The organism is Streptomyces sp. NPDC048182 (genome assembly GCF_043202555.1).
Lineage (GTDB): Bacteria > Actinomycetota > Actinomycetes > Streptomycetales > Streptomycetaceae > Streptomyces.
In genome coordinates this window covers 94,703-119,254 of sequence record NZ_JBIDAQ010000018.1, presented here as the reverse complement: position 1 = coordinate 119,254, position 24,552 = coordinate 94,703, and the positions used below count along the sequence as shown (strand labels likewise).

The 24,552-nt window shown below is 76.4% G+C and carries 14 protein-coding genes and 1 pseudogene; 11 read left to right on the top strand and 4 right to left on the bottom strand.

Annotation, left to right across the window (positions count from 1 at the left end):
* The first annotated feature begins 7 nt into the window (after positions 1-7).
* From ACGFZL_RS28680 to ACGFZL_RS28650, 7 genes are read left to right on the top strand one after another with little or no spacing between them, the layout of a single operon-like run.
* The gene (locus ACGFZL_RS28680) at positions 8-976 is read left to right on the top strand and encodes a YqcI/YcgG family protein (protein WP_393696041.1); all 969 of its coding nucleotides are present in this window, start codon (positions 8-10) and stop codon (positions 974-976) included.
* Positions 973-4,266: an amino acid adenylation domain-containing protein gene (locus ACGFZL_RS28675; RefSeq protein WP_393696039.1), complete on the top strand. Its 3,294-nt coding sequence runs from the start codon at positions 973-975 to the stop codon at positions 4,264-4,266. Before ACGFZL_RS28680 ends, ACGFZL_RS28675 begins: the two co-directional genes overlap by 4 nt.
* Entirely contained in the window at positions 4,263-7,703 is a 3,441-nt protein-coding gene (locus tag ACGFZL_RS28670) for an amino acid adenylation domain-containing protein (RefSeq protein WP_393696037.1), read from the top strand. The genes ACGFZL_RS28675 and ACGFZL_RS28670 overlap by 4 nt, the downstream gene beginning before the upstream one ends.
* A complete protein-coding gene (locus ACGFZL_RS28665; RefSeq protein ID WP_393696035.1) occupies positions 7,700-10,927 on the top strand; it encodes a type I polyketide synthase in 3,228 nt (1,075 codons plus the stop codon). Before ACGFZL_RS28670 ends, ACGFZL_RS28665 begins: the two co-directional genes overlap by 4 nt.
* Entirely contained in the window at positions 10,924-11,943 is a 1,020-nt protein-coding gene (locus ACGFZL_RS28660) for a methyltransferase (protein ID WP_393696033.1), read from the top strand. The genes ACGFZL_RS28665 and ACGFZL_RS28660 overlap by 4 nt, the downstream gene beginning before the upstream one ends.
* Positions 11,944-11,999: 56 nt before the next feature.
* The gene (locus ACGFZL_RS28655; RefSeq protein WP_393696031.1) at positions 12,000-13,631 is read left to right on the top strand and encodes a (2,3-dihydroxybenzoyl)adenylate synthase; all 1,632 of its coding nucleotides are present in this window, start codon (positions 12,000-12,002) and stop codon (positions 13,629-13,631) included.
* A 32-nt stretch (positions 13,632-13,663) separates the two neighbouring features.
* Positions 13,664-15,238 (top strand): salicylate synthase, encoded by a 1,575-nt coding sequence (locus tag ACGFZL_RS28650; protein ID WP_393696029.1) that lies wholly within the window; start codon positions 13,664-13,666, stop codon positions 15,236-15,238.
* 164 nt (positions 15,239-15,402) lie between these two features.
* On the opposite strand, the gene ACGFZL_RS28645 is transcribed toward ACGFZL_RS28650, so the two are convergent.
* The 3 genes from ACGFZL_RS28645 to ACGFZL_RS28635 are packed head-to-tail and all read right to left on the bottom strand — an operon-like array spanning position 15,403 to position 19,819.
* Positions 15,403-16,182 (bottom strand): TetR/AcrR family transcriptional regulator, encoded by a 780-nt coding sequence (locus tag ACGFZL_RS28645; RefSeq protein WP_355170001.1) that lies wholly within the window; start codon positions 16,180-16,182, stop codon positions 15,403-15,405.
* The gene (locus ACGFZL_RS28640; protein WP_393696026.1) at positions 16,179-17,972 is read right to left on the bottom strand and encodes an ABC transporter ATP-binding protein; all 1,794 of its coding nucleotides are present in this window, start codon (positions 17,970-17,972) and stop codon (positions 16,179-16,181) included. Before ACGFZL_RS28640 ends, ACGFZL_RS28645 begins: the two co-directional genes overlap by 4 nt.
* On the bottom strand, positions 17,969-19,819 hold the full coding sequence (locus tag ACGFZL_RS28635) for an ABC transporter ATP-binding protein (RefSeq protein WP_393696024.1): 1,851 nt from the start codon (positions 19,817-19,819) through the stop codon (positions 17,969-17,971). The genes ACGFZL_RS28640 and ACGFZL_RS28635 overlap by 4 nt, the downstream gene beginning before the upstream one ends.
* A gap of 148 nt (positions 19,820-19,967) precedes the next feature.
* On the opposite strand from ACGFZL_RS28635, the gene ACGFZL_RS28630 reads away from it, so the two are divergent.
* Positions 19,968-20,813 carry a siderophore-interacting protein gene (locus ACGFZL_RS28630; RefSeq protein ID WP_393696022.1) on the top strand — a complete coding sequence of 282 codons (846 nt, stop codon included), beginning with the start codon at positions 19,968-19,970 and terminating at the stop codon, positions 20,811-20,813.
* Between the two features lie 253 nt (positions 20,814-21,066).
* On the opposite strand, the gene ACGFZL_RS28625 is transcribed toward ACGFZL_RS28630, so the two are convergent.
* Positions 21,067-21,885 carry an IclR family transcriptional regulator gene (locus ACGFZL_RS28625; RefSeq protein WP_393696020.1) on the bottom strand — a complete coding sequence of 273 codons (819 nt, stop codon included), beginning with the start codon at positions 21,883-21,885 and terminating at the stop codon, positions 21,067-21,069.
* A gap of 98 nt (positions 21,886-21,983) precedes the next feature.
* Here ACGFZL_RS28625 and ACGFZL_RS28620 point away from each other — a divergent pair, with 98 nt between their 5' ends.
* The 3 genes and pseudogenes from ACGFZL_RS28620 to ACGFZL_RS28610 all read left to right on the top strand — a co-directional run bounded on the left by ACGFZL_RS28620 (position 21,984) and on the right by ACGFZL_RS28610 (position 24,545).
* The gene (locus tag ACGFZL_RS28620; RefSeq protein ID WP_393696018.1) at positions 21,984-22,946 is read left to right on the top strand and encodes an amidohydrolase family protein; all 963 of its coding nucleotides are present in this window, start codon (positions 21,984-21,986) and stop codon (positions 22,944-22,946) included.
* Positions 22,946-23,629: a nuclear transport factor 2 family protein gene (locus tag ACGFZL_RS28615; protein WP_393696016.1), complete on the top strand. Its 684-nt coding sequence runs from the start codon at positions 22,946-22,948 to the stop codon at positions 23,627-23,629. Before ACGFZL_RS28620 ends, ACGFZL_RS28615 begins: the two co-directional genes overlap by 1 nt.
* Before the next feature lie 14 nt (positions 23,630-23,643).
* Positions 23,644-24,545 (top strand): annotated as a pseudogene (locus ACGFZL_RS28610) (NADP-dependent oxidoreductase).
* Positions 24,546-24,552 lie beyond the last annotated feature (7 nt).

The following is a 24,552-nucleotide window of genomic DNA, read 5'->3' as shown; positions in this document are numbered from 1 at the left end:
CATCGCCATGCCGGAAAACGAGCGGAATTCGAGTGCCGGGCGGCGGAAATCGGCCCTCAAGGACATTCAGGGGATCACGATCGGTGAGACACCCGCATGGGGAACCGAGAGCGCGGAGAGGTTCCTGGACACCGTCCTCTCCGGTACCGAACTCTTCCCGTGCACCTTCGCCGTGGCCGCGGCCCGCAAGTCCACGCTGCGCCTCGGCTACGTCGACGGCACCGACCGGCAGGACGACTGGGCCGGCCTGCCCGACCTGCTGCGGCGCTACCTGGACGAGTACCGGTCGCTGAGCAAGGAGACCTCCCTCGTGGTGCTGTTCCGCCCCGAGGACGAACCCCGCACGATGGACGCCTACCGGGACCGGTTCTGGGCGGTGCTGCGCTATCTGGTCGCCAAGGACTCCCAGCCCTGGCCCGCGGAGCTGCCCACCGACCCCGACGACCGGATGTGGGAGTTCGCCTTCGGCGGCACACCGATCTTCGTGGTCTGCAACACGCCGGTCCACGACCGGCGGCGCAGCCGCCACGCCGACCAGTTCATGATCACCTTCCAGCCGCGGTGGGTGTTCGAGGGCCTGGAGGCCGAGACGCCGCGCGGCGCGGCTGCCCGCCGCACCATCCGCGCCCGGCTGAGCGCGTACGACACCGTCGCCCCCTCGCCCGTCCTCGGCTCCTACGGCGACGCCGACAACCGCGAGTGGCGGCAGTACTTCCTGGCCGACGACAACGTTTCCGCGGCCGGCGTCGACCGGTGCCCCTTCCTCGCCGGCCGCGCCGCGCCGCGCCCGGCGGAGCCCGTCGCGGCCGGCCGCCCCTGGACGGTGGTGTCCAACGACGCGGGCCGGTACTCGGTATGGGAGGCCGGGCGCGACCTGCCCGCCGGCTGGCGCACCACCGGCGCGTCCGGCACCCGCGACGCCTGCCTGGACCACATCGCCGCCCTCGGTCCCTCCCCGGCCCGGGAGACGCGATGAGCGCCGCCCCCGACCCGCGGCACGAGCCGTTCCCGCTCACCGACACCCAGCGCGCCTACCTCCTCGGGCGCGGCGACGTCTTCGAACTCGGCAACGTCTCCACCCACGCCTACTTCGAGTTCGAGGGCGACCTGGACCTCGGCCGGTTCGCCACCGCCTGGCGCCTGCTGGTCGAGCGCCACGACATGCTCCGCGCCGTCATCGACCCCGCCGCGCTCACCCAGCGGGTGCTCGCCGACCCGCCGCCCTACGCCCCGGACACCGTCGACCTGCGCGGACTGCTCGCCGCCGAGCAGGCGGGCGCCCTCGCGGCGCTGCGCGACGCCCTCTCGCACGAGGTGCGCCCGGCCGACCGCTGGCCGCTGTTCGGCGTGACCGTGGCCCGGCTGCGGGACGACCTGGTGCGGGTGTTCATCGGCTTCGACGGCCTGGTCTGCGACTTCGCCAGCTGGCACGTGCTGTCCGGCGAACTGTCCCGGCTCTACGAGGACCCGGCCGCCCCGCTCCCCGAACTCACCACCAGCTTCCGGGAGTACGTCCTGGCCGCCGAGGCGGAGGGGACGGGCGAGGGACGCCGGCAGGCGCAGGAGTACTGGCGCAAGCGGGTCGCCGAGCTGCCCCCGGCACCCCGGCTGCCCCTCGTCGCCGACCCGGCCGCGGTCACCCGGCCGCGCTTCGTCCGCCACGAGGCCGTCCTCGACTCCGCCGACTGGGCGGCGCTGAAGGACCGCGGCCGGGCGGCCGGCCTCACGCCCTCCGCGCTGCTCCTCGCGGCCTTCGCCGAGATCCTCTCCGCCTGGAGCGAGGAGCCGCACTTCACCGTCAACGTGCCGCGCATGAACCGCGTCCCCACCCACCCCCAAGTGGACCGGCTGGTCGGTGAGTTCGCCTCCTTCTCGCTCATCGAGGTGGACCAGCGCGCCGGCGCCACCTTCGCCGAGCGCGCCGAGGCGGTCCAGCGGCGCCTGTGGGAGGACCTCAGCCACTCCGAGGCCAGCGGCGCCTGGGTGCTGCGCGAACTCGCCCGCGCCCAGGGCGGCATGGCGCACGCGCAGATGCCCGTCGTCCTCACCAGCACCCTCGCCTGGGCCGCCGAGGACACCGCCCTGGACCGCGCCTGGACACAGGTGTACGGCCTCTCCCAGACCCCGCAGGTCTACCTCGACGTCCAGCTGGACGAACGCCAGGGACGCCTCGTCCACAACTGGGACGTCGTGGAGGAGCTGTTCCCGCCCGGGATGCCCGCCGCGATGTACGAGGCGTTCCGCCGGCTCCTGGACCGGCTGACCCACGAGGACGCGGCCTGGACCGACCCCGCCCTCGACGTGCTGCCGCCCGACCAGCGGGCCCGCCGCACCGCCGTGCGCGGCCGGGCCCGGGCCCTGCCCGACGCCCCCGCCCACGCCGCCTTCGTGCGGCGGGCCACCGACCGGCCCGACCGGCCCGCCGTCGTCACCGCCGACCGGACCCTGACCTACGGCGAACTCCTCAAAGCCGCCGCCCGCGTCGGCGCCGCCCTCACCGCCCGCGGCCACGGGCCCGGTTCGGTCGTCGGCGTCCTCCTGGAGAAGGGCCCGCAGCAGGCCGTCGCGGTCTACGGGGCGCTCCTCGCCGGCGCCGCGTACCTGCCGCTGGACCCCGCCCAGCCGGCCGCGCGCGTCCGGGACCTGCTGGCCCGGGCCGGCGTGACGACCGTCCTCACCCGCGCCGGCGCCGGACTCCCGCCGCTGCTGCCCGAGGGCACCGAGGCGATCGCCGTCGACGGCGACGACCTGCCCGACGCCGAGCCGCCCGCACCCGACCGGCTCCTCCAGCACCCCGAGGACCTGCTGTACGTGCTGTACACCTCCGGCTCCACCGGCACCCCCAAGGGCGTCATGATCGAGCACCGGGGCATGGTCAACGCGCTGCGGGAGACGGCCGAGACCTTCGCGGTCGGACCGGACGACGTGGTGCTCGGGCTCACCGCGCTCCACCACGACATGGCCGCATTCGACCTGCTCGGCGTGCTCGGGGCCGGCGGCACCCTCGTCCTGCCGGACGCCGGCGCGGTCCGCGACCCGGCGCACTGGATCGGGTTGATGCGCGAGCGGGGCGTCACCCTGTGGAACTCGGTGCCGGCCATGCTGGAGATGCTGCTCGACCACCCCGACGCGGCCTCCGCGCTCCCGTCGCTGCGCCTCGCCTTCACCGGCGGCGACTGGATACCGCCCGAGACCGCCCGCACCCTCGCCCGACTCGCCCCGCACACCCGGCTGGTGAGTGTCGGCGGCCCCACCGAGACCACCCTGTGGAACATCTGGCACCCGGTGACCCCCGCCGACCTCGACCGCCCGACCATCCCGTACGGCAGGCCCCTCGCCAACACCGAGTACCACGTCCTGGACGCCCGACTGCGCGAGCGCCCCGACGGCGTCACCGGCGAGATGTACTGCTCCGGCGTCGGCCTCGCCCGCGGCTACCGGCAGGACGCCGAGCGCACCGGCGCGGCCTTCCTCACCCACCCCGGCACCGGACAGCGGCTCTACCGCACCGGCGACCTCGGCCGCTACCTGCCCGACGGCACCCTGGAGTTCGTCGGCCGGGCCGACCTCCAGGTCAAGGTGCGCGGCCAGCGCATCGAACCCGGCGAGGTGGAGGCGGCCCTCGCCGCGCACCCCGGCGTGGACCGGGCGGTCGTCACCGGGGTCCCGGTGCCCGGCCGCCGCACACTGCGCGCCCTGACCGCCCACGTCCGCGCCGCCGCGCCCAGCACACCGCCGGCCCCGGAGGAGCTGCGCGCCTTCCTCGCCGAACGGCTCCCCGAGCACATGGTCCCGGTGGCCTTCGTGCCGGTCGACCGCTTCCCGCTCACCGCCAACGGCAAGGTCGACCGCGCGGCCCTCGCGGCCGTGACGCCGACCGCCGACACGCCACCCGACCGCCCCGACCAGCCCGAACTCCCCGCACTGGAAAGGCTCCTGGCCGGCGAGTGGGCCCGGCTGCTCGGCTCCTCCCACGGGGTCGGCCCCGAGGAGGACTTCTTCGCCCTCGGCGGCGACTCCCTGCTCGGGGCACGGCTGCTGACCCGGCTGCGCGAGATCTTCGCCGGCGAACGCCTCACCGCCCGCTCCCTGTTCGGCACGCTCACCGTCGCCGGCATGGCCGCCGAGATGCGCCGCCAGGAGAGCGCGCCCGGACGCATGGACCTCGTGGCGTCCCTGTACCTGGAGGTCACGGCCCTGAGCGACGACGAGGTCACCGCGGCCCTCACCCCGCCCCCCACCGCCCCTCCGGAGGCCCGGCCATGACCCCCGAACCCCTGCACCCGGCGCCTGGCCCTCCCGCGGAGAGCGACGGCACCGACCGGCTGCGTCTGCTGCGCAGGCTCCTCGCCGAGCGCGAGCACGAGCACGAATCCGCGACGCCGGCGCCCGAGAAGGCTCCCGAGCCGCAGTCTCCTCAGGACACCGGCACCCCCCTGTCCTCCGCCCAGTACCGCATGTGGTTCCACCAGCACGCCCGCCCCGACAGCGCCGCCTACAACCTCGCCGTCGCCGCCGAGCTGACCGGCGACCTCGACGTGGCCGCGCTGCGGGCCGGGTTCGACGGTGTCGTGCGGCGGCACGAGATCCTGCGCACGGTCTACCGCACCGGCGCCGACGGCATCCCCGTACAGCGGGTGCTCCCGCCGGGCGAGGTGCCGTTCACCCTGGTGAACGCCGACGTGGACCCCGACGTGGACCCCGACGCCCCCGCCGGCGCGGCCCGCGCCGACGCCACCCGCCCCTTCGACCTGGCCGCCGAGACCCCGCTGCGCCTGCACCTGTACCGCACCGCCCCCGACCGCCACCTCCTCCTCGTCGTCCTGCACCACATCGCCTGCGACGACCTCAGCTGGCGGCCCCTGTTCGCGGAGGCGTCCGCCGGCTACCGGGCCGCCGTGGCCGGGCGGCGCGAGGAACCGGCGCCGCTGCCCCTCCAGTACCGGCACCACGCGGCGCGCGAGCGGCGGCTCGCCGGGGACGGCCCGGACGACGGGGTGGCGTACTGGCGCGACCGGCTCACCCCGCCGCCCCCGCCCGCCGCGCCGCTGCCCGACCTGCCCAGGCCGCCGCTGGCCGGGGAGGCCGGGGCGCGGGTCGGCCGGCCGCTGACCACCGGCGTCGGCGAGCGGCTCACCGCGCTCGGCCGGGCCGAGTCGGCCAGCCCCTTCATGGCCCTGCTGACCGGCTACGCGGCCCTGCTGCACCGCTACACCGGCCGGACCGACCTCACGCTCGCCACCCCGGTCGTCAACCGCGACACCGCCGCCCTGCGGGAACTCGTCGGCAACTTCGGCAACAGCGTCGTCCTGCGCGTCGACGCCTCGGGCCGCCCCGGCTACCGCGAGCTGCTGCGCCGGGTCCGCGCCGAGTGCCTGGCCGCCTACGCCCACCAGGACACCCCCTTCGACCGGGTCGTGGAGGAGGTCCGCCCGCACCGCAGCGCCGGGCACAGCCCGCTGGCCGACACCATGTTCTCCGCCCGCACCAGCGGGATCGGCGCCCTCGACCTGCCCGGCGTCACCACCCGGGAGGTGTCCGTCCACAACGGCACCGCCCGCTTCGACCTGGCCGTGGAGGCCGTGGACACCGGGTCGGGCACCGAGCTCGGCGCCACCTACCGCACCGAGCTGTACCGTCCCGAGACCGCCGAACGGCTCCTGGCCCACCTCGACCGGCTGCTCACCGCCGCCGTGGAGCAGCCGGACACGCCCGTGGACGAGCTGCCCATGCTCTCCGACGCCGAGTGGCACCGCGTCGTGCGCGAGTGGAACGCCACCGACCGCCCCGACCTCCTCGCCCCCGACACCCTGCACGGCCTCTTCGAGACCCAGGCCCGCCGCAGCCCGCACGCCGAGGCGCTGGTCGACGGCGCCGACCGGTGGACGTACGCCGAACTCGACGCCGCCGCCGACCGCCTCGCCGCCCGACTCACGACGGTGGGCGCCGGCCCGGGCCGGCTGGTCGGCGTGCACCTGGACCGCTCCGCCCACCTGATCGTGGGCCTGCTCGCCGTCCTGAAGAGCGGCGCCGCCTTCGTGCCCGTCGAGCCGTCCTGGCCGGCCCGCCGCATCGAGGACGTCGTCACCGACGCGGCCCCCGCCGCCGTCCTCTCCCGGGCGGACCCCGACGCGCCGCACTGGCACGGCGTCCCCGTCCTGGACGTGGACCCGCGGGACGGCGCGGAGCCGGACCCCGGCTGGGCCCCCGTGCACCGGCCCGGCGACCTCGCCTACGTCATCTACACCTCGGGGTCCACCGGCTCGCCCAAGGGCGCGATGATCCCGCACGCGGCCATCCGCAACCGGCTGCCCTGGCAGTCCGAGCTGCTCGCCCTGGAGCCCGGCGACGCCGTGCTGCACAAGGCCCCGCTCGGCTTCGACATCTCCGTCAACGAGATCTTCCTGCCCTTCAGTTGCGGCGCCACCCTGGTCCTCGCCCCGCCCGGCGCCGACAAGGACCCGGACGCCCTGATCTCGGTGATGGCGGCGGAGGACGTCACCTTCGTCTACGTCACCTCCACCATGCTCGACGCCCTCCTGGAACGCCCCGGCATCGAGGCGGCGGCGCCCGGCCTCCGGCATGTGTGGTGCGGGGGAGAGGTGCTGACCCCGGAGCTGTTCGCCCGCTTCCGCGAGCGGCTGCCCGGCAGCACCATGTACCACGGCTACGGCCCGGCCGAGGCCACCATCGGCGTCAGCTGCGAGGTCTACCGCGGCGAGAGCCGCCGCACCGGCGTCACCATCGGCCGGCCCAACCCCAACACCCGCGTGTACGTGCTCGCCCCGGGGCTGCGCCCGGTGCCGCCCGGCGTGCCCGGGGAGATCCACATCGGCGGTGTCCAGGTCGCCGACGGCTACCTCGGCGACCTGCGCCGCACCGCCGACCGCTTCGTCCCCGACCCCTTCGGCGACGACCCGGGCGCGCGGCTCTACGCCACCGGCGACCTGGGCCGCTACCGGCCCGACGGCGTCATCGAGTTCCTCGGCCGCGCCGACCGCCAGATCAAGGTGCGCGGCTACCGCATCGAGCTGGAGGAGGTCGAGTCGGTGCTCGCCCGGCACCCGGCCGTCCGGCAGGCCGTCGTGCTGCTCCGCGAGGACACCCCGGGCGCCGGGCACCTCGCCGCCCACTGCCTGGCCGCCCCCGGCGGGCCCGCCCCGGACGAGGCGGAGCTGCGCGCCTTCGCCGCCGAGCGGCTCCCGGAGTACGCGGTGCCGCACTCGGTGCGGGTCATGCCCGAGTTCCCGCTGATGCCCTCGGGCAAGGTGGACCGGGCGGCGCTCGCCGGCCTGCCGGCGCAAGTACCGGTGGCGGCGCCCTACTTGGCGCCCCGCGACGGCCTGGAGCGGATGGTCGCCGGGGTGTGGGCCGAGGTCCTCGGCGTGCCCCGGGTCGGCGTCCGGGACAACTTCTTCGACCTCGGCGGCCATTCGCTGCTCACCCTGCGGGTCCAGGCCGCGCTCGAGCGCGAACTCCGCCGCCGGGTACGGGTCGTGGACCTCTTCTCGCACCCGACCGTGGCCGACCTTGCCCGGCTGCTCGACACGGCCCAGGACACCCACGGCACCCCCGGCCCCGCCGAGACCGCCGGTGCCGACGGAGCGGCCGGCGCCGAGGCGGCCCGCGTCGAACGCCGCCGCGCCGCCCGCGACCGTACCGCCGCCCGCCGGACCGCGCACCGAGGAGCACCCCGGACATGAGCGACGACCTCCAGCAGCCCGACCCGTACGAGGCCCCCGGGCAGCCCGACCCGTACGAGGCCCTCCAGCAGCGCGCACCGCAGGACGCCCCCGAGCAGCCCGCCCCGTACCCGGAGTTCGGCATCGCCGTGATCGGCATGGCCGCGCGCTTCCCGGGCGCCGACACCGTCGAGGAGTTCTGGGACAACCTGGTCGCCGGCCGCGACAGCCTCACCCCGCTCACCGACGCCGACCACCTCGCCGCCGGCGGCGACCCCGCCCTGCTCGACGACCCGTACCACGTGCGCGTCGTACGGGAGATCCGCGGCGCCGACCGCTTCGACGCCGACTTCTTCGGCTACCGCCCCACCGAGGCCGCCCTGCTCGACCCGCAGCAGCGTGTCTTCCTCGAAGTCGCCCAGCACGCCTTCGAGGACAGCGGCCACGTCCCCGCCCGCCACCCCGGGCCGGTCGGTGTCTACGCCGGCGCCGGGCTGAGCCGCTACTACACCGCCAACCTCGCCCCCTGGTACGCCGGGCAGCCCGGCTCCCTCGACCAGATGGCGGCGCTCTCCGGGAACTCGCCCGGCACCCTGTCAACCCGCGTCTCCTACCTGCTCGGCCTCACCGGCCCCAGCGTCAACGTGCAGACCGCCTGCTCGACCTCGCTGGTCGCCGTCCACCTGGCCTGCCAGGACCTGCTCGCGCACCGCTGCGACCTGGCCCTGGCCGGCGGGGCGGCCGTCAACCCGCAGGCCCGGCTCGGCTACCGCTGGGTGGAGGACGGGCCGTACGCGCCCGACGGCCGGGTCAGGCCCTTCGACGCGGACGCCGCCGGCATGAGCCAGGGCGACGGCGCCGGGGCCGTCGTCCTCAAGCGCCTGGAGGACGCGCTCGCCGACGGCGACACCATCCGCGCGGTCGTCCTCGGCACCGCCGTCAACAACGACGGCGCCCGCAAGGTCGGCTTCTCCGCGCCCAGCGTCCAGGGGCAGACCGAGGTCATCCGCGACGCGCTCGCCGAGGCCGGCGTGCCCGCCGCGAGCATCGGCTACGTCGAGACGCACGGCACCGGCACCCCGGTGGGCGACCCCATCGAACTGACCGCGCTGCGCGAGGCGTTGGGCAACTCCCACGCCGGCGCCTGCCTCATCGGCTCGGTGAAGTCCAACATCGGCCACCTGGACGCCGCCGCGGGCATCGCCGGCTTCGTCAAGACCGTCCTCGCCCTGGAGCACGGCCTGGTGCCCGCCACCCTGCACCACCAGCGGCCCAACCCGCTCTTCGACTGGGCCGACGCGCCCTTCGAGGTCGCCACGGCGAACGGACCCTGGCGGACCCCGGGACCGCGCCGCGCCGCCGTCAGCTCCTTCGGCATCGGCGGCACCAACGCGCACGCCGTGCTGGAGCAGCCGCCGGCCACCGGCACCCCGGAGGTCCCGGAGGTCCCGGAGGACGACGCCCCCACCCTCCTCACCCTCTCCGCCCGCACCCCCGCCGCCCTCGACCGCGCCGCCCACGCCCTGGCCGCCCACCTCGACACCCACCCCGGCCTCGACCCGCAGGACCTCGCCCACACCCTCGCCACCGGCCGCACCGCCCACCCGCTGCGCCGCACCCTCGTCGTGGGCGGCCCGCGCGAGGCCGCCGAGCGCCTGCGCACCCCGCCCCGCACACCCCCGAGCCCTGCCGCCGAGCGCTCCCTCGCGTGGCTGCTGGCCGGCGGCGGCGCCCACCACGACGGCATGGGCACGGGGCTCTACGCCCACGAGCCCGTCTACCGGGACGTCATCGACGAGTGCGCCCGCATCCTGCGCCCCGTCCTCGGCCACGACCTGCGCACCGCGCTCTACGGCCCGCCGGGCGGCCACACCGGGCCGGGCGCGGGCACCGGGCCCGGCGAGCACACCGCCCGCCTCGACGGCACGGCCACCGGACTGCGCTCCGCCGCCTTCCCGGCCCTCGTCGCCGCCAACTACGCGCTGGTGCGGCTCCTGGAGAGCCACGGCCTCGCGCCAGCCGCCCTGCTCGGGCACAGCCTCGGCGAGTACACCGCCGCCTGCCTGGCCGGGGTCATCGCCCTGGAGGACGTGCTGCCCCTGGTCGCCGAGCGCGAGCGCCTGATGGGCTCGGTCGGCGGTCTCACCCTCAGCGTCCGGGCCGGCGCGGACCGGGTGGCGCCGCTGCTCGGCCCGGACACCGCCGTCGCCGCCGACAACGCCCCCGAGGCGTGCACCGTCGCCGGCACCACCATGGGCGTACTCGCCCTGGAGGAACGGCTGGCCGCGGCCGGCGTCGACCACCACCGGCTGCGCATCCCGTCCGCCGTGCACACCCCGCTCCTCGACCCCGTCCTCGACGAGTTCCGCGCCCTGGTCGCCGCCCTGCCCCTGAAGGACCCCCAGCTGCCCTACGTCTCCAACGTCACCGGCACCTGGGTCACCGCCGACGAGGCGACCGACCCCGACCACTGGGTCCGGCACTGCCGGCAGACCGTCCGCTTCGCCGACGCCCTGCGCACCCTGGGCGCCGGCGACCCGGCCCCGCTGCTCGTCGAGGCCGGACCCGGCGGCGGCCTCGGCAAGCTGGCCCGCCAGGTGCTCGGCCCGGACACGCCGGTCGTGCCGGCCACCCGCCACGCCTACGCCGAGCAGTCCGACGAGGTGTTCCTCCTCGAGGCGCTCGGCGCGCTGTGGCGGTACGGCGCCGACCCGGCCGGCGGCGCCTGGCGGCTCTCCGGCCGCCGCACCCGGCGGCCCCGGCCGGTGCCGCTGCCCGGCTACCCTTTCGAACGCCGCCGCCACTGGATCGACCCGCCGCCGGCCGGCCGCGTCCCGCAGGGCGGGCCCGTGCTGTCGATGCCGTCGGACGAGGCTTCCCACCACCTCGCCGCACCAGCCGAGTCCGCCGTCGGGGCACCCGTCGGCGACCACCGGCTGCGCCAGGTCATCGCCCGCTGGGAGCGCCTGCTCGGCATCGAGGGCATCGCCCCGGACGACAACTTCTTCGACCTCGGTGGCGACTCCCTGCTCCTCATGCGCCTCGCGGCCGAGGTGCGGGACCTGCTCGGCACCCGGCTCTCCGTGCGCCGCCTCTACCTCGACCAGCGGCTGACACCGGCCGGCTTCCTCGCCCAGGCGGACGAGCCCACGCCCGCCGCCTCCGACCCGCCCGCCTCGGACCCGCCCGCCCCCGACCTGCCCTCCACCGCCACCTCGGCCGACCAGGACAAGGACCACCGATGACCTCCTCGCCCTCCGCCATCCCGCCCCGCCTGCGCCTGATCGAGATCGTGTCGGCCGGCTGGATCTCCGCCGCCGTCTCCGCTCTCGCCGAACTCGGCGTCGCCGATCACCTGGACACCCCGAGCACCGCCGCCGAACTCGCCGCCCTGACCGACGCCGAGCCCGAGGCGCTCAGCCGCTTCCTGCACGCCGCCGCCTCCGCCGGTGTGCTGACCGTCGAGGAGGGCGAGCGGTTCGCGCTCACCGACGTCGGCCGGGTGCTGCGCACCGACAGCGCGGACAGCATGCGCCACATGTGCCGGCTGACCGGCCGCGAGGAGTTCGCCCGGACCTGGGGCAACGCGGCCCACACCGCCCGTACGGGGCTCCCCGCCTTCGACGCCGCCTTCGGCCGTCCCGCCTGGGAGTACATGTCCGACCCCGCCCACACCGACTTCTCCGGCGCCTTCCACCGCGCGATGGCCGAGTCGGCCGCCGGGGCGACGGTCAACGCCCGCTACGACTTCGCCGAGGGCGCCCACGTCGTGGACGTCGGCGGTGGCCGCGGCGCCATGCTGGCCCGGCTGCTCACCGAGCACCCCCGGCTGACCGGCACCGTCTTCGACCTGCCCAACGCGGTGCGCGGCGCCGACAAGCTGCTCGCCGACGCCGGGGTGGCCGACCGGGCCGCCGTCGCCGCAGGCAGCTTCTTCGACGGCGTCCCCGAGGGCGGCGACGTCTACCTGCTGTCCCGCGTCATCGGCAACTGGAACGACGAGGAGTCCGTCCGCATCCTGCGCGCCGTCCGCGCCGCCATGCGCCCCGACTCCCGGCTGGTCATCGTCGGCCACATGCCCACCGGCGAGGACCGCACCCACTACGTGCGCGCCCTGGACCTCTACATGTTCGTGCTGTTCCAGGCCCGGCTGCGCAGCCCCGAGCAGTACGGCGCCCTGTTCGAGCAGGCGGGCCTCACGCTCTCCCGCGCCGACCTCAACCCCGACGCCGAGTCGCTGATCGAGGCCCGGCCGGTCTGAGCCGGCGAAACCCCGAAGACCTCGAGCCAGCAGACCTCCAGGCGGAAAGGATCCTCATGGCGGACGGTTTCGTCCCCTGGCCGGCCCACGAGGCCGAGCGGTACCGGCGAGCGGGCCACTGGCGCGGCGCCCCGCTCGGCCGCCTGCTGCGCGACGCGGCGGCCGAGCACGGCGGGCGGACGGCCCTCGTCGACGCCGGCACCCGGCTCACCTTCGCCGCGCTGGACGCCGAGGCCGACCGGGTGGCCGCCGGTCTGGCCGCGCTCGGCGTCCGCTCCGGCGACCGGGTGCTCGTGCACCTGCCCAACCGGGCCGAGTTCGGGGTGCTGCTCTTCGCCCTGTTCCGCCTCGGCGCGCTGCCGGTGCTCGCGCTGCCCGGCCACCGGGAGAGCGAGCTGCGGCACCTGTGCGACCTGGCCGAGGCCGTCGCCTACGTCGGCGTGGCCGAACTCGACGGCGAGGACCACCGGCCGCTCGCCCGCGCCCTGCTCACCGCGTGCCCCTCACTGCGGCACCTGGTGACGGTCGGCGATACCGACGGCCTCGCCGGGGTGACCGCCTGGGCCGACCTGGCCCGCGACCCGGTGCCGCTGCCGGATCCCGACCCGTCGGGCCCGGCGCTGCTCCTGCTCTCCGGCGGCTCCACCGGCCTGCCCAAGCTCATCCCGCGCACCCACGACGACTACGCCTACAACGCCCGCACCATGGCCGCCCTGTGCGGCCTCGGCCCCGCCGACGTGCACCTCGCGGTGCTGCCGATCGGGCACAACTTCCCGCTGGCCTGCCCCGGCCTGCTCGGCGCCGTGACCGCCGGGGCGGCCACCGTGCTGGCCGGCAACGCCAGCCCGCCCGAGGTGTTCCCGCTGATCGAGGCCGAGCGGGTCACCGTCACCGCGCTGGTCCCGCCGCTGGCCGCGCTGTGGACCAAGGCCGCCGCCTGGGTCGATGCCGACCTGTCCAGCCTGCGCCTGGTCCAGGTCGGCGGCGCCCGGCTGCCCGAACCGGTCGCCCGGGAGCTGCCCGGCGCGCTCGGCTGCGACCTCCAGCAGGTCTTCGGCATGGCGGAGGGCCTGCTCTGCGCGACCCGCCCCGGCGACCCCGCGGAGACCAAGGCGACGACGCAGGGTCGGCCCGTCTCCCCGGACGACGAGGTGCGGATCGTCGACGCCGACGGGGTCGAGGTCCCCGACGGCGAGCCCGGCGAGCTGCTCACCCGCGGCCCGTACACCCTGCGCGGCTACTACCGGGCGCCCGAGCACAACGCCCGCGCCTTCACCCCGGACGGCTTCTACCGCTCCGGCGACGTGGTGCGGCGCATGCCCGAGGGGGGCCTCGTCGTCGTGGGGCGGGTGAAGGAGCAGATCAACCGGGGCGGGGAGAAGGTCTCCCCGGAGGAGGTGGAGCAGCACCTCCTCCACCACCCGGACGTGGCGCAGGCCGTGGTGATCGGCGTCCCCGACGACGTCCTCGGCGAGCGCGTCTGCGCCTGCCTCGTCCTCACTCAGGCCCCGGCCTCCGCCCCCGACCCCGCCGCGCTCGGGGAGTTCCTCCACGGCCGCGGCGTCGCCGCCTTCAAGTGGCCGCAGCAGGTCGAGACGGTCACCACCTGGCCGCTCACCGGCGTCGGCAAGATCGACCGCCGCGCGCTCACGGTGCTGGCCGCGGGACACGTCCGGACCACGCGCTGATACCACCCACCCCACAGCCAGGGAGTTCAGGGATGTCCACCACCCACCGCTACCGCACCAGCACCGTACCCGTGACCGGGGACCCGCTGGCGGCGGCCGTACGCGTCACCGAACGGGCCGGCGAGGAGCCCTCGGTCCTCTACGAACGCCGGGAGACCGCCTCGGTGGCGCTCGGCGCCCTCGTCGAGGTCACCGTCACCCCCGGCGCCGTCCACCGCACCGGGCCCGACGGCGAGCACACCCTGCCGTGGCGCGACGACCCCGCCCCGGCCCTGCGCGAACTCCTGGCCGGCGTGCCGGTCGAGGGCTGGCGGGCGTACGGCACCGCCGCCTTCGAACTCGCCCACGCCGGCACCCCCGCCCTCGCCGAACTCCCCCCGGACACCGTGCTGCTGCACCTCGTCGTGCCCCGCACCGAGATCCACGTGCACGGCGACACCGCCACCGTGCGCACCCTGGACCCCGCCCACGCGGCGCCCGCCGTCGAGGCCCTGGCCGCCCCGGACGCCCCGGAGCCGGGCCGGGCGGCACCCCTGGTGGAGGTGGACCTGGAGGACGAGGGGGAGCTGTACCGCAAGGCCGTGCACAGCGCCGTGCGGGACATCCGCGACAGCGCCCTGCGCAAGGTCATCCTCTCCCGCGTGGTGCCGATACCCGAGCCCGTCGACCTCGCCGCGACCTACCTCCGCGGCCGGCGCCGCAACACGCCCGCCCGCTCCTTCCTGCTCCACCTCGGCGGGCTGCGCGCCGCCGGGTTCAGCCCGGAGATCGTCCTCGCCGTCGACGCCGAACGCCGGGTGCGCACCCAGCCGCTGGCCGGCACCCGCGCCCTGACCGGCACCGACGAGGAGGACGCCCGGCTGCGCGGCGAACTCCTCGACGACCCGAAGGAGGTCTACGAGCACGCCGTGACCGTCCGGACCTCCTTCGACGAGCTGGAGGCGGTCTGCGACCCGGGCACCGTGCGGGTCTCCGAGTACCTGACCGTCAAGAGCCGCGGCACCGCCCAGCACCTCGCCTCCGACCTGTACGGACACCTCGCCCCGGGCCGGGACGCCTGGGACGCGCTGCGCGCCCTCTTCCCCGCGGTCACCGTCGCCGGCATTCCCAAGCCGGCGGCGTACGAGGCGATCCGCCGCTACGAGACCGAGCCGCGCGGCCTGTACGGCGGGGCCGTCCTCACCCTGGACCAGGACGGCTCGGCCGACGCCGCCCTGGTGCTGCGCTCGGTCTACCAGCGGGGCGGCCGCACCTGGCTGCGCGCGGGTGCCGGGATCGTCGGGCAGTCGGTGCCGGAGCGGGAGTTCACCGAGACCTGCGAGAAGCTGCGCAGCGTCTCGCGGAGCGTGGTCGCCGCGGTGGCCGCCGAACAGACGGCGCTGGGGCTGCCGGTGATGCTCCGCGACGTCGCCGAGGTGCTGCGCCGCCCCGAGGCGGAGATCGACCCGGCGCGGAGCCTGATCGCCCAGGGCCTCGACTCGGTCGGCCTGATGACGGTGGTCAGCAAGTGGAGCGCGTACGGGGTGCGGCTCAAGCTCGCCGACCTCGCCCGCGACCCCCGGCTCGACGCGTGGGCGGAGCGGGTGCGCGAGCAGCAGGCCGGCTGACGCCGTACCCCAGTGCCGGGGGCCGGGGCGCCCCCCCCCCCCCCCCCCGCGCCCCCCCCCCCCCCGGCGCGGGGGCCCCCCCCCCCCGGCCCCCCGGCGCCCCCACCCGGCCGGGCGCGGTCCCACGGGCAAGGCCCGAGTGCCCGTGGACCACGCCCGGCCCCTCACGGGGCGGCGACGGAGCGACCGCCGCCGCCCCGGTCCGTGGGCCCCGCCGCACCGCCGCCGGCGGGGGCGCGGGCGGTCAGCCCGTCCAGGACCAGGTCCAGCTTCCGGGCGAACCAGGCCCGCGGCTCCGCCGTCACCACGTCCTCGATCAGGCCGCGCAGCCGCGGGTCGAGCAGCGGGGCCGCCGCCGCGACGCGGGCCCTGCGGTCCTCGCCGCCCGCCCCGCCGTGCGGCTTGCCGGCGATCCGGCCGAGCAGGAACGTGTCCAGGGCCAGCTCCCCGACGACGTCCACCGCGAGCACCGCGTCGGCCGCGGCGAACCCCAGGTCGAGCAGGCGGGCCGCCGCGCCGTCGATGCGCCGGGTCAGCGCGGGCGGCGTGGTGGGCAGGGCGGTCACCGCCTGGGCGAGCCCCGGATGGCCGGCGTACACCTCCCACAGGCCCCAGGCGTGCGCCGCCAGGCAGCCGCGCCAGTCCGCGCCGTCCTCGGCGGCCGGCCCGGGCGGGTCCGCGAACCGCGCGTCCACCGCGTCCGCCAGCAGCTCCTCGCGGGTGGCGAAGTAGCGGTAGAGCGTGGACGGGCGCAGCCCGAGGCGCTGGGCGACGGAGGACACGGTGATCTCGTGGAAGCCCAGTTCCGCCACCGTGTCCAGGACCCGCTCCCGGTCCACCAGGCGGCGCCGGCCCGGCCGCCCGGGCCGGGCCGGGGCGGTCCGCCGGGGGGAGCCGCCCGCCCCGGCGGACCGCCGGTCCTCGTCCGGCGCGGGGCCGGTCACGCGCTGCCCTCCACGGCGAGCGGGGCCCGCGCCGGCTCCGGGTCCTGGTGGCCGATCCGCCAGTCCTGGGACCGGCCGCGCTCGCGCCAGAACTCGGCGTAGCGGCCGCCCAGCGCGAGGAGTTCGGTGTGCGTGCCGGTCTCGGCGACCCGCCCGCCGTCCAGGAAGACGATCCGGTCGGCGCCGACCACCGTCTGCAGGCGGTGCGCGACCACGACCAGGGTGCGCAGGCCGGCCAGCGAGTCCAGCGTCTGCTGCACGGCCGCCTCGTTGGCCGGGTCCAGCGAGGACGTCGCCTCGTCCAGCAGCATCACCGGCGCGTCCTTGAGCAGCGCCCGGGCCAGCGAGACGCGCTGGCGCTCCCCGCCGGAGAGCGCGGTGCCGCCCTCGCCGACCGGGGTGTCCCAGCCCTGCGGCAGCCGCGCCACGATCTCGTCCACCCGGGCGAGGCGCGCGGCCTCCTCGATGGCCTCGTCGGAGGCGTCGGGGCGGCCGAGGAGGACGTTCTCCCGGATGCTCGCGTCGAACAGGTACACGTCCTGGAAGACCATGGAGAACCGGTCCGTCAGCGTCTCCGAGGCCACCTCCCGCACGTCGGCGCCGCCGACCAGGACCGCGCCCTCGGTCACGTCCCAGAAGCGGGCGAGCAGCCGGATCAGCGTGGTCTTGCCGGATCCGGAGGGGCCGACCACGGCGGTGGTGGTGCGGGCGGGCAGCCGCAGGGACACGCCGTCCAGCACCGGCCGGTCGCCGCCGGGTCCGCCGGCGCCGTAGGAGAACCGCACGTCCCGCAGCTCCAGCGACCCGTCGGCCGGGATCCGCCCCGGGGGCGCCGGCTCCGGCAGCGGGGGCTCCGAGAGGACCTCGTCCAGCCGCTTGAGGGCGCCGCGCGCGGCGCGCAGGCTGCCGCCCAGCTCCGCCATCCCGGAGACGGGCTCCGCGAAGCGCACCACGAGGACCAGGAGCGCGACGAGTTCGGCGACGCCCACCGAGCCGTCCAGGCCGAGCGCCGCGCCGACGACCACGACGGCCGCGACCGCGAGGTGGACGACCGCGATGAACGCCGTGCGGCCCGGGGCCATGGCGGCGGACTGCCGGCGTCCGGCGGCGTCCTGCTCGCGCAGCGCCGACTCGAGGAGCGCGCGGCCCCGCGGACCGCTGCCGGTGCTGCGCAGCACCGGCTGGCTGCGGACGAACTCCACCACCCGGTCGTTGGCCTCCGCGCCGGCCTTGTCGGCCGCCTCGTCGGCCCGCGCGACGGTGCTCATCGCCCACCGGTAGGTGAGGTACATGACCGGCGCGCCCAGCGCCGTGGCCAGCGCGAGCCGCCAGTCGAGGAAGGCCATCGCCACCACCACGGTCAGCGGCGTCACCACCGCCGTGCACAGCGGCTGGAGCAGGTGCGCGAGCAGCGACCTGACCTGCGGCACCCCACGCGCCGCCAACTGGCCGAGTTTGCCGACCTGTTCGCCGGAGAACCAGCCCAGCGGCAGGGTGGAGACGTGGTCGCCGAGGCGATGGTAGAGCCGGTGCGAGGCGGCGAGGGCCACCTGGAAGCCGAGCATCTGCTGCGCGTAGTACGCCACCGCCGTGGCCAGCGCCACGCCGGCCAGCGCCCAGGCCCACGGCCAGGCGGCGTCGGCGTCCCCGTCGAGCAGGCGCCTGAGCACCGGGACGACCAGGACGAACGCGGCGCCCTGGAGCAGGCTGTAGCCGAGCAGGACGAGGAGCTGCGCGGTGAGCCGGCGGCGCAGCGCCGGGCCGACCACGTGGAAGAGCTGCCTGATCACCGGGTGACTCCGATCTGCTCGTGCCCGGCGCGCTCGCCGAGGTGCCCGGCGTCCGGCGCCGGCGTCCGGCCGTCCGCCGCCGCCGCGTGCCGCCGGTAGGTCCGCCACATGGACGCGTACAGCCCGTCCGCGGCGACCAGCGCCTCGTGCCGGCCCTGCTCCACGACCCGCCCCCCGTCGAGGACGACGATGTTGTCCGCGCCGGTGATGCTGCCGAGGCGGTGCGCGACCACCAGGACGGTGCGGCCGGCGATCAGCCGGGACAGCGCCCGCTGCACGGCCGCCTCCGACTCGGGGTCCGCGTATGCGGTGGCCTCGTCCAGGACGAGCACCGGCGTGTCGGCGAGCAACGCCCGCGCGATGGACAGGCGTTGGGCCTCGCCGCCGGACAGCAGGGCGTCCTCGCCGACGACGGAGTCGAGCCCGCGCGGCAGCCGGCCGATCCGCTCGTCCAGGACCACCGCCCGCAGTACGTCGGCGAGTTCGGCGTCGGTCGCCTCCGGGCGGGCCAGGCGCAGGTTGTCCGCGACGGAGGCGCGCAGGAAGCGCACGTCCTGGAGGACGAAGCCGATGTGCCGGTACAGCTCCTCGGAGGCGATCTCCCGCACGTCGGTGCCGCCGAGGAGCACCTGGCCCGACTGGGGGTCGGCGAAGCGCGGCAGCAGCCCCGCCAGGGTCGACTTGCCGGCGCCCGACGGGCCGACCAGGGCGGTGACGGTGCCCGCCTCCAGAATGGCGCTGACGTCGTGCAGGACGGGGGAGTCGGCGTCGTAGCCGAAGGTCACCCCGCGCAGCTCCACCCGGTTGCCGGCCGGCAGGCGCGGCGCGGCCGGCTCGGGCAGCGGGGCGACGGCCAGCAGGTCGCCGACCCGGCCCGCCGCCTGGCGGGCGCTGCGCAGCGAGTTGCCGGCCAGGCCGACCACCAGGACGGGCGCGGTCAGGCCGAGGCCGAGGGTCAGGAAGGGCACGACGTCGACCGCCGCGAGCCAGCCCCGGCTGACGAAGAGGGTGCCCGCGAGGGCGACGATCAGCAGGGTGGCGGCGGGGGAGAGCAGGCCGGTGCTGAGCGACTGGACGCGCAGCAGCGGGCGGTTGGCGGTGCTGAACGCCTCCAGGTAGTCGTCGGCGGCGCGGGCGAAGCGGTTGTGGGCGCGGCGGGTCTGGCCGAACGCCTTCACCACCGAGATGCCCTGCACGAACTCCACGACGGCGCCGTTGAGCCGGCCCATCGCGGCGCCGATCGCGCCCATCCGGGAGCCGGCCACCCGGGTCATGACGCGGTGCCCGACCAGGTAGCAGGGGATGCCGACCAGGCAGACCAGGGTCAGCCGCCAGTCCACGAAGGCCAGGTAGACGACGGCCGCCAGCGGGGTGGAGACGGCCACGACGAAGTCCGGCAGGGCGTGCGCCACCAGGTAGTGCATGTCCTCGACGTCGTCCTGCAGGGTGCTCTTCAGCCGCCCCGCGCCGCGCTCGGAGATCCAGCCGAGCGGTGCCCGGGACAGGCGCTCGGCCATCGAGCGGCGCAGCAGCAGCTGCATCTCCATGTCCGCGCGGTGCGACAGCGACACGGCGGCGCCGTGGCAGAGGAACTGCGTGACGACCGAGGCGAGCGTGATGCCGACGATCCACCACACCTCGGTGTGGTCGGGCTCGGCCGCCGAGAGCGCGATCGCCAGCCGGTACACGGCGACGAACGGCACCAGCGAGGCCAGGCCCGCGACCGCGGCGAGCACCGAGGCGGCGACGACGCGGGGGCGCACCTCGGCGGTCAGCTCGCCGAGCGTGCGGGGGGCTCCGCCGCCGCCCTCCGGCGGACCACCGGACGGAAGGGACTCCTCGGGCATGGGGCAACTCCTCGGCGACAGAGCGTGGATCGGCGGGCGCCCTCAGTTTGCAACATGCCGTCATTAATAAGCAAGGGAACCCTTGCTAGGGTGGTGTCCCGGCGCGTCCGGAGGGGGCGCGCCCCCGGCCGCCCGGAGGGACGCCGCCATGAACCGTCCGATGCTCTCCACCGCCCTGCACGTCGTCGGCGCCACCCGGGTCACGCCCCGCATGCGGCGCATCACCTTCGCCGGCCCCGGACTGGCCGGCTTCGCGTCGGTGGCGCCGGACCAGCAGGTGAAGCTGTTCTTCGCCCGGGACGGCGGCGTACCGGCGGTGCCCGACCCCGGGCCCGACGGAGACGTGGCCCGCTGGTACCGCGCCTATCTGGCGGTCCCCGAGCCCGAACGCCCCTGGATGCGCTCCTACACCGTCCGCCGGCACCTCCCGGAGACGGAGCGGCTGGAGATCGACTTCGTGCTGCACGACCACGAGGGGGGAGCGGGCCCCGCCACCCGCTGGGCCGCGCGGGCCCGCCCCGGCGACACCGTCTGGATGTACGGTCCCGCCGCGAGCCGCCGGCCGGCGCCCCCGCCGGAGACCGGCTGGAAACTGCTGGCCGGCGACGCCTCCGCGCTGCCCGCCATCGGGGCCCTGGTCGAGTCCCTCGCGCCGGGGGAGCGGGCCCTGGTCTGCGCGGAGGTGGCCGACGCGGGCGAGGAGCAGAAGTGGGAGAGCGCGGGCGACGTGGAGGTGCGCTGGGCGCACACCGGCGGCCCCGGCCTCCTCGACACCGTACGGTCCGCCGGCCTCCCCGCCGACGCACCGGGCTACGCCTGGCTCGCCGGCGAGGCGTCCCTGGTCCGGGCGCTCCGCCGCCACCTGATGGACGAACGCGGCCTGGACCGCCGCACGGTCGCCTTCACCGGCTACTGGCGCCGCCACCTCACCCAGGACGACGCCCTGACGGAGGAGGACGAGGCGGACCGGACGGAGGCGATGCGGCAGGACTAGGGCCTGTCCGGCGGATCAGGTCGCGGGTTAGGAACGGCGCCTGATCGGCGCCGGTGAGTGGGGTCTGGGGCGTCCAGCTGCAAGGCGGAGGAGGGCGGCGACGCGGTGGGGGTGCCCCCTGCTCGTAGAGCTTGGGGGAGTCGGCAACCGACGACAACGCCGCAGATGGGCGTCCCAGACCCCGCGTCCGCGACATGATCCGCCGGACAGGCCTTAGGAGGTCTCGGGGCGCCCCCTCCGTCAGCACGCACTGTCACCCGCCGGGACCGGCCCTGCGGGCGTCCTCCGTCAGGCGGCGGGAGATCGCGCGGGCCGTGGCCCGGACGGCGGGGCTGTAGCCCGCGTCGGGGAAGTCGGGGCTGGGCGCGACCACCGACAGCGCCGCCACCACCTCGTCGCCCTGCCGGACCGGCGCCGCCACCGTGGCCACCGCCCAGGGCCGGCTCTGGTGGCCCGAGGCGTGGTCGCCGCGCCGCACCTCCGCGAGGACGCGGCGCAGGTCGGCCGGGGTCCGCACGTCGTCGTGGCCCCGCCCCGGCACGTACCCCTCGACGGCCCGCGCCTGGACGTCGGCCGGCGCGAAGGCCAGCAGCACCAGGCCCACCCCGGTGGCCGTGAACGGCAGCCGGCCCCCGACCCGATAGAGCACCGGGCTCGCGTCCCGCGCCGACAGCCGCTCGACCAGCAGCGCCTCCTCCCCGTCCCGCACCGCGAGCAGCACGTGCTGGCGGGTGACGTGGAAGAGGTCCTCCATGTACGGCATGGCCACCGACCGCAGCCCGTGCCCGCGCGGCGCCAGCGACGCGGTCTCCAGGAGCCGCAGCCCCACCACGTACCGCCCGTCCTCCAGCCGCTCCAGCGCACCCGCCCGCACCAGCGACCTGGCCAGCCGCAGCGCGCTGCTGGGCGGGGTGCCGCTGCGCCGGGCCAGCTCGCCCAGCGGCAGCGCGCGGTGCTCGGCGTCGAACGCGCCCAGCAGGGCGAACGCGCGGTCGATCACCGGCTGCCCCTCGGCCGGCCGCCCGCCGCGCCGGGGCCGGCCACCCTCGCCCGGCGTCGCCGTTTCATTCATCGGAATCACCCATGCCGCTCAACGGTCCCGCTTCCTAGCGTGGCATGTGTCGTCACGGGCCTCACCCGCACCCGACCGAGCCGCACCAGGAGAGCCGCATGACCTCGACCGCACCCACCGGACTCGTGGACGTCCACGCGCACTTCGTCACCGAGGGCTACGTCGCCGCCGCCCGGGCGGCCGGCGTCGAGCACCCCGACGGCATGCCCGGCTGGCCCGACTGGAGCGTCGAGCGGCACCTGGACCTGATGGACCGCGGCTCCATCGCCAAGTCCTACCTCTCCATCTCCTCCCCGGGCGTGCACTTCGGCGAGGACGCCGCCGCCCGCACCCTCGCCCGCGAGGTCAACGAGTTCGGTGCCGGAGTCCGCGCGGGCGACCCCGGCCGCTTCGGCCACTTCGCCTCGCTGCCCCTGCCCGACGTGGAGGGCTCGCTCGCCGAGGCCGCCCACGCCCTCGACGTGCTCGGCGCGGACGGGGTGACGGTGGAGAGCAACCACCACGGCGTCTACCTCGGCGACCCCCGCTTCGAGCCGCTCTGGGCCGACCTCGACCGGCGCGGCGCCGTCGTCTTCGTGCACCCCACCTCGCCGCCCAACGCCGACGCGGTCTCCCTCGGCCGCCCCCGCCCGATGCTGGAATTCCTCTTCGACACCGCCCGCACCGCGAGCGACCTGCTCTTCCGGGGCGTCCTCGCCCGCTACCCCGGCATCCGCTGGATCCTGACCCACGGCGGCGGCGCCCTCCCCCTGCTCGCCGACCGGATGGAACTGTTCCGCGGCCTGCTCGGCGGCCCCGCGGACGCGCCGAGCACCGTGGAGCAGCTCGGCCGCGTCTGGTACGACATGGCCGGCACGCCCTTCCCGCGCCAGATCCCCGCCCTCGACGCCGCCTTCGGCACCGAGCGGCTGCTCTACGGCAGCGACGACTGCTGGACGCCCGCCGAGGCCGCCCTCGCGCAGGTCCGCTCGGTCGACGCGGCGCGGCAGCCGTCCGCCGACGACACCTGGCGCGACCTCACCACCCGCAACGCCGGACGCCTGTTCACCCCGGACGCCTGATGCCCGCCGCACCCGACGCGGCCCTGGTGCTGCGCTCCGCCGACCTGGTCCTCCTCGACGCCGACCCGGTCACGGACGTCTCCCAACGAAAGGCCAGAGGAATGACGGACATCGACGAGGTCACGCAGCTCGTGCTGCGTGAGCGACAGGGCCGGGACCGGGGCTGGTGGGACCAGATGCGGGCCTGCTACTGGCCCGACTCGACCGTGACCGTGAGCTGGTACCGGGGCGACGGGCCCGGCTTCGTGGACGGCTCCGAGGCCATGTCCGGCCGGGGCGACCTCAGCGTCCACCGCCTGTCGCCGCCGGTCGTCCAGATCGTGGCCGACCGCGCGTTCGTGGAGGTGCCGGCCGCGATCGAGGTGCGTACCGAGATCGACGGCGTCAGCGCCGACCTCGTCTCCTACACCCGCATCGTGTACCGCGCCGGGCGCCGCGAGGGCCGCTGGGGCATCCTGCGCCTGGACTGCGTCTACGAACGCGACACCGCGCAGCCCGCCGTCCCCGGCACGCGCCTCGCCATCCCCCCGGAGGAACTGGCCCCCTACCGTCCCCCGTACGCCATCCTCGCCCGGCAGCTGGCCCGCCGCGGCTACGACGTCAACACCGACCTGCTGGGCGACGACCAGCCGGAGCGCACGGCGGCCTTCTACGCCGAGGCGCTCCGCTGGCTGCGCGGCTGACCGAAGGGCACCCGATGAAGGCAGTCCGGTTCGACCGCTTCGGCGGCCCGGAGGTCCTCCGGCTGGCCGACCTGCCCGACCCGCGTCCGGGACCGGGGCAGATCCGCATCGCGGTCCGCGCGGCCGGCGTCAACCCGAGCGACTGGAAGAAGCGCCGGGGCCTGATGGACGAGGGCCTCCCGCAGACCCTGGGACACGAGGCGGCGGGTGTCGTCGACGAACTCGGCCCGGGCGTCACGGACATCGCGGTCGGCGACCCCGTCTTCGGCCTCTCGGCCGAGGGGGCGGCCCAGGCCGAGCTGGCGGTGCTCTCCTTCTACGCCCCCGTCCCGCCGTCCCTCGACTTCGCGACCGCCGCCGCGCTGCCGACGGCGGTGGAGACGGCGACCCGCGCCCTGGACCAGCTGGGCGTGGAGGGCGGGAGCACCCTGCTCGTCAGCGGCGCCTCGGGCAGCGTCGGCAGTGCGGCGGTCCAGCTCGCCGTGGCCCGCGGCGCGACGGTGATCGGCACCGCGAGCCCGCCCCACCACGCCTACCTCCGCTCCGTCGGCGCCCTCGCCACCGCGTACGGTCCCGGCCTGACCGAGCGGTCCGCGCCCTGGCGCCCGACGGTGCCGACCTGGCCCTCGACGTGGCGGGCAGCGGCATCCTGCCCGAGCTGATCGCCCTGACCGGCGCCGCCGCCCGCGACCTGACGGTCGCCGACTTCCAGGGCGCGCGGACGCACGGGGTGCGCTTCAGCAGCGGCGACGCCGGCCGCGCGGTGCACGCGCTCGGTGAGATCGGCGCGCTGATCGAGACCGGCCGCTTCACGCCCCCGGCGATACGGACGTACCCGCTCGCGGAGGTGGCGCAGGCGCACCGGGCGGGGGAGCGCGGCGGGGGCGGCGGAAAGCTGGTCCTGCTGGTCGACTGAGCCGGCT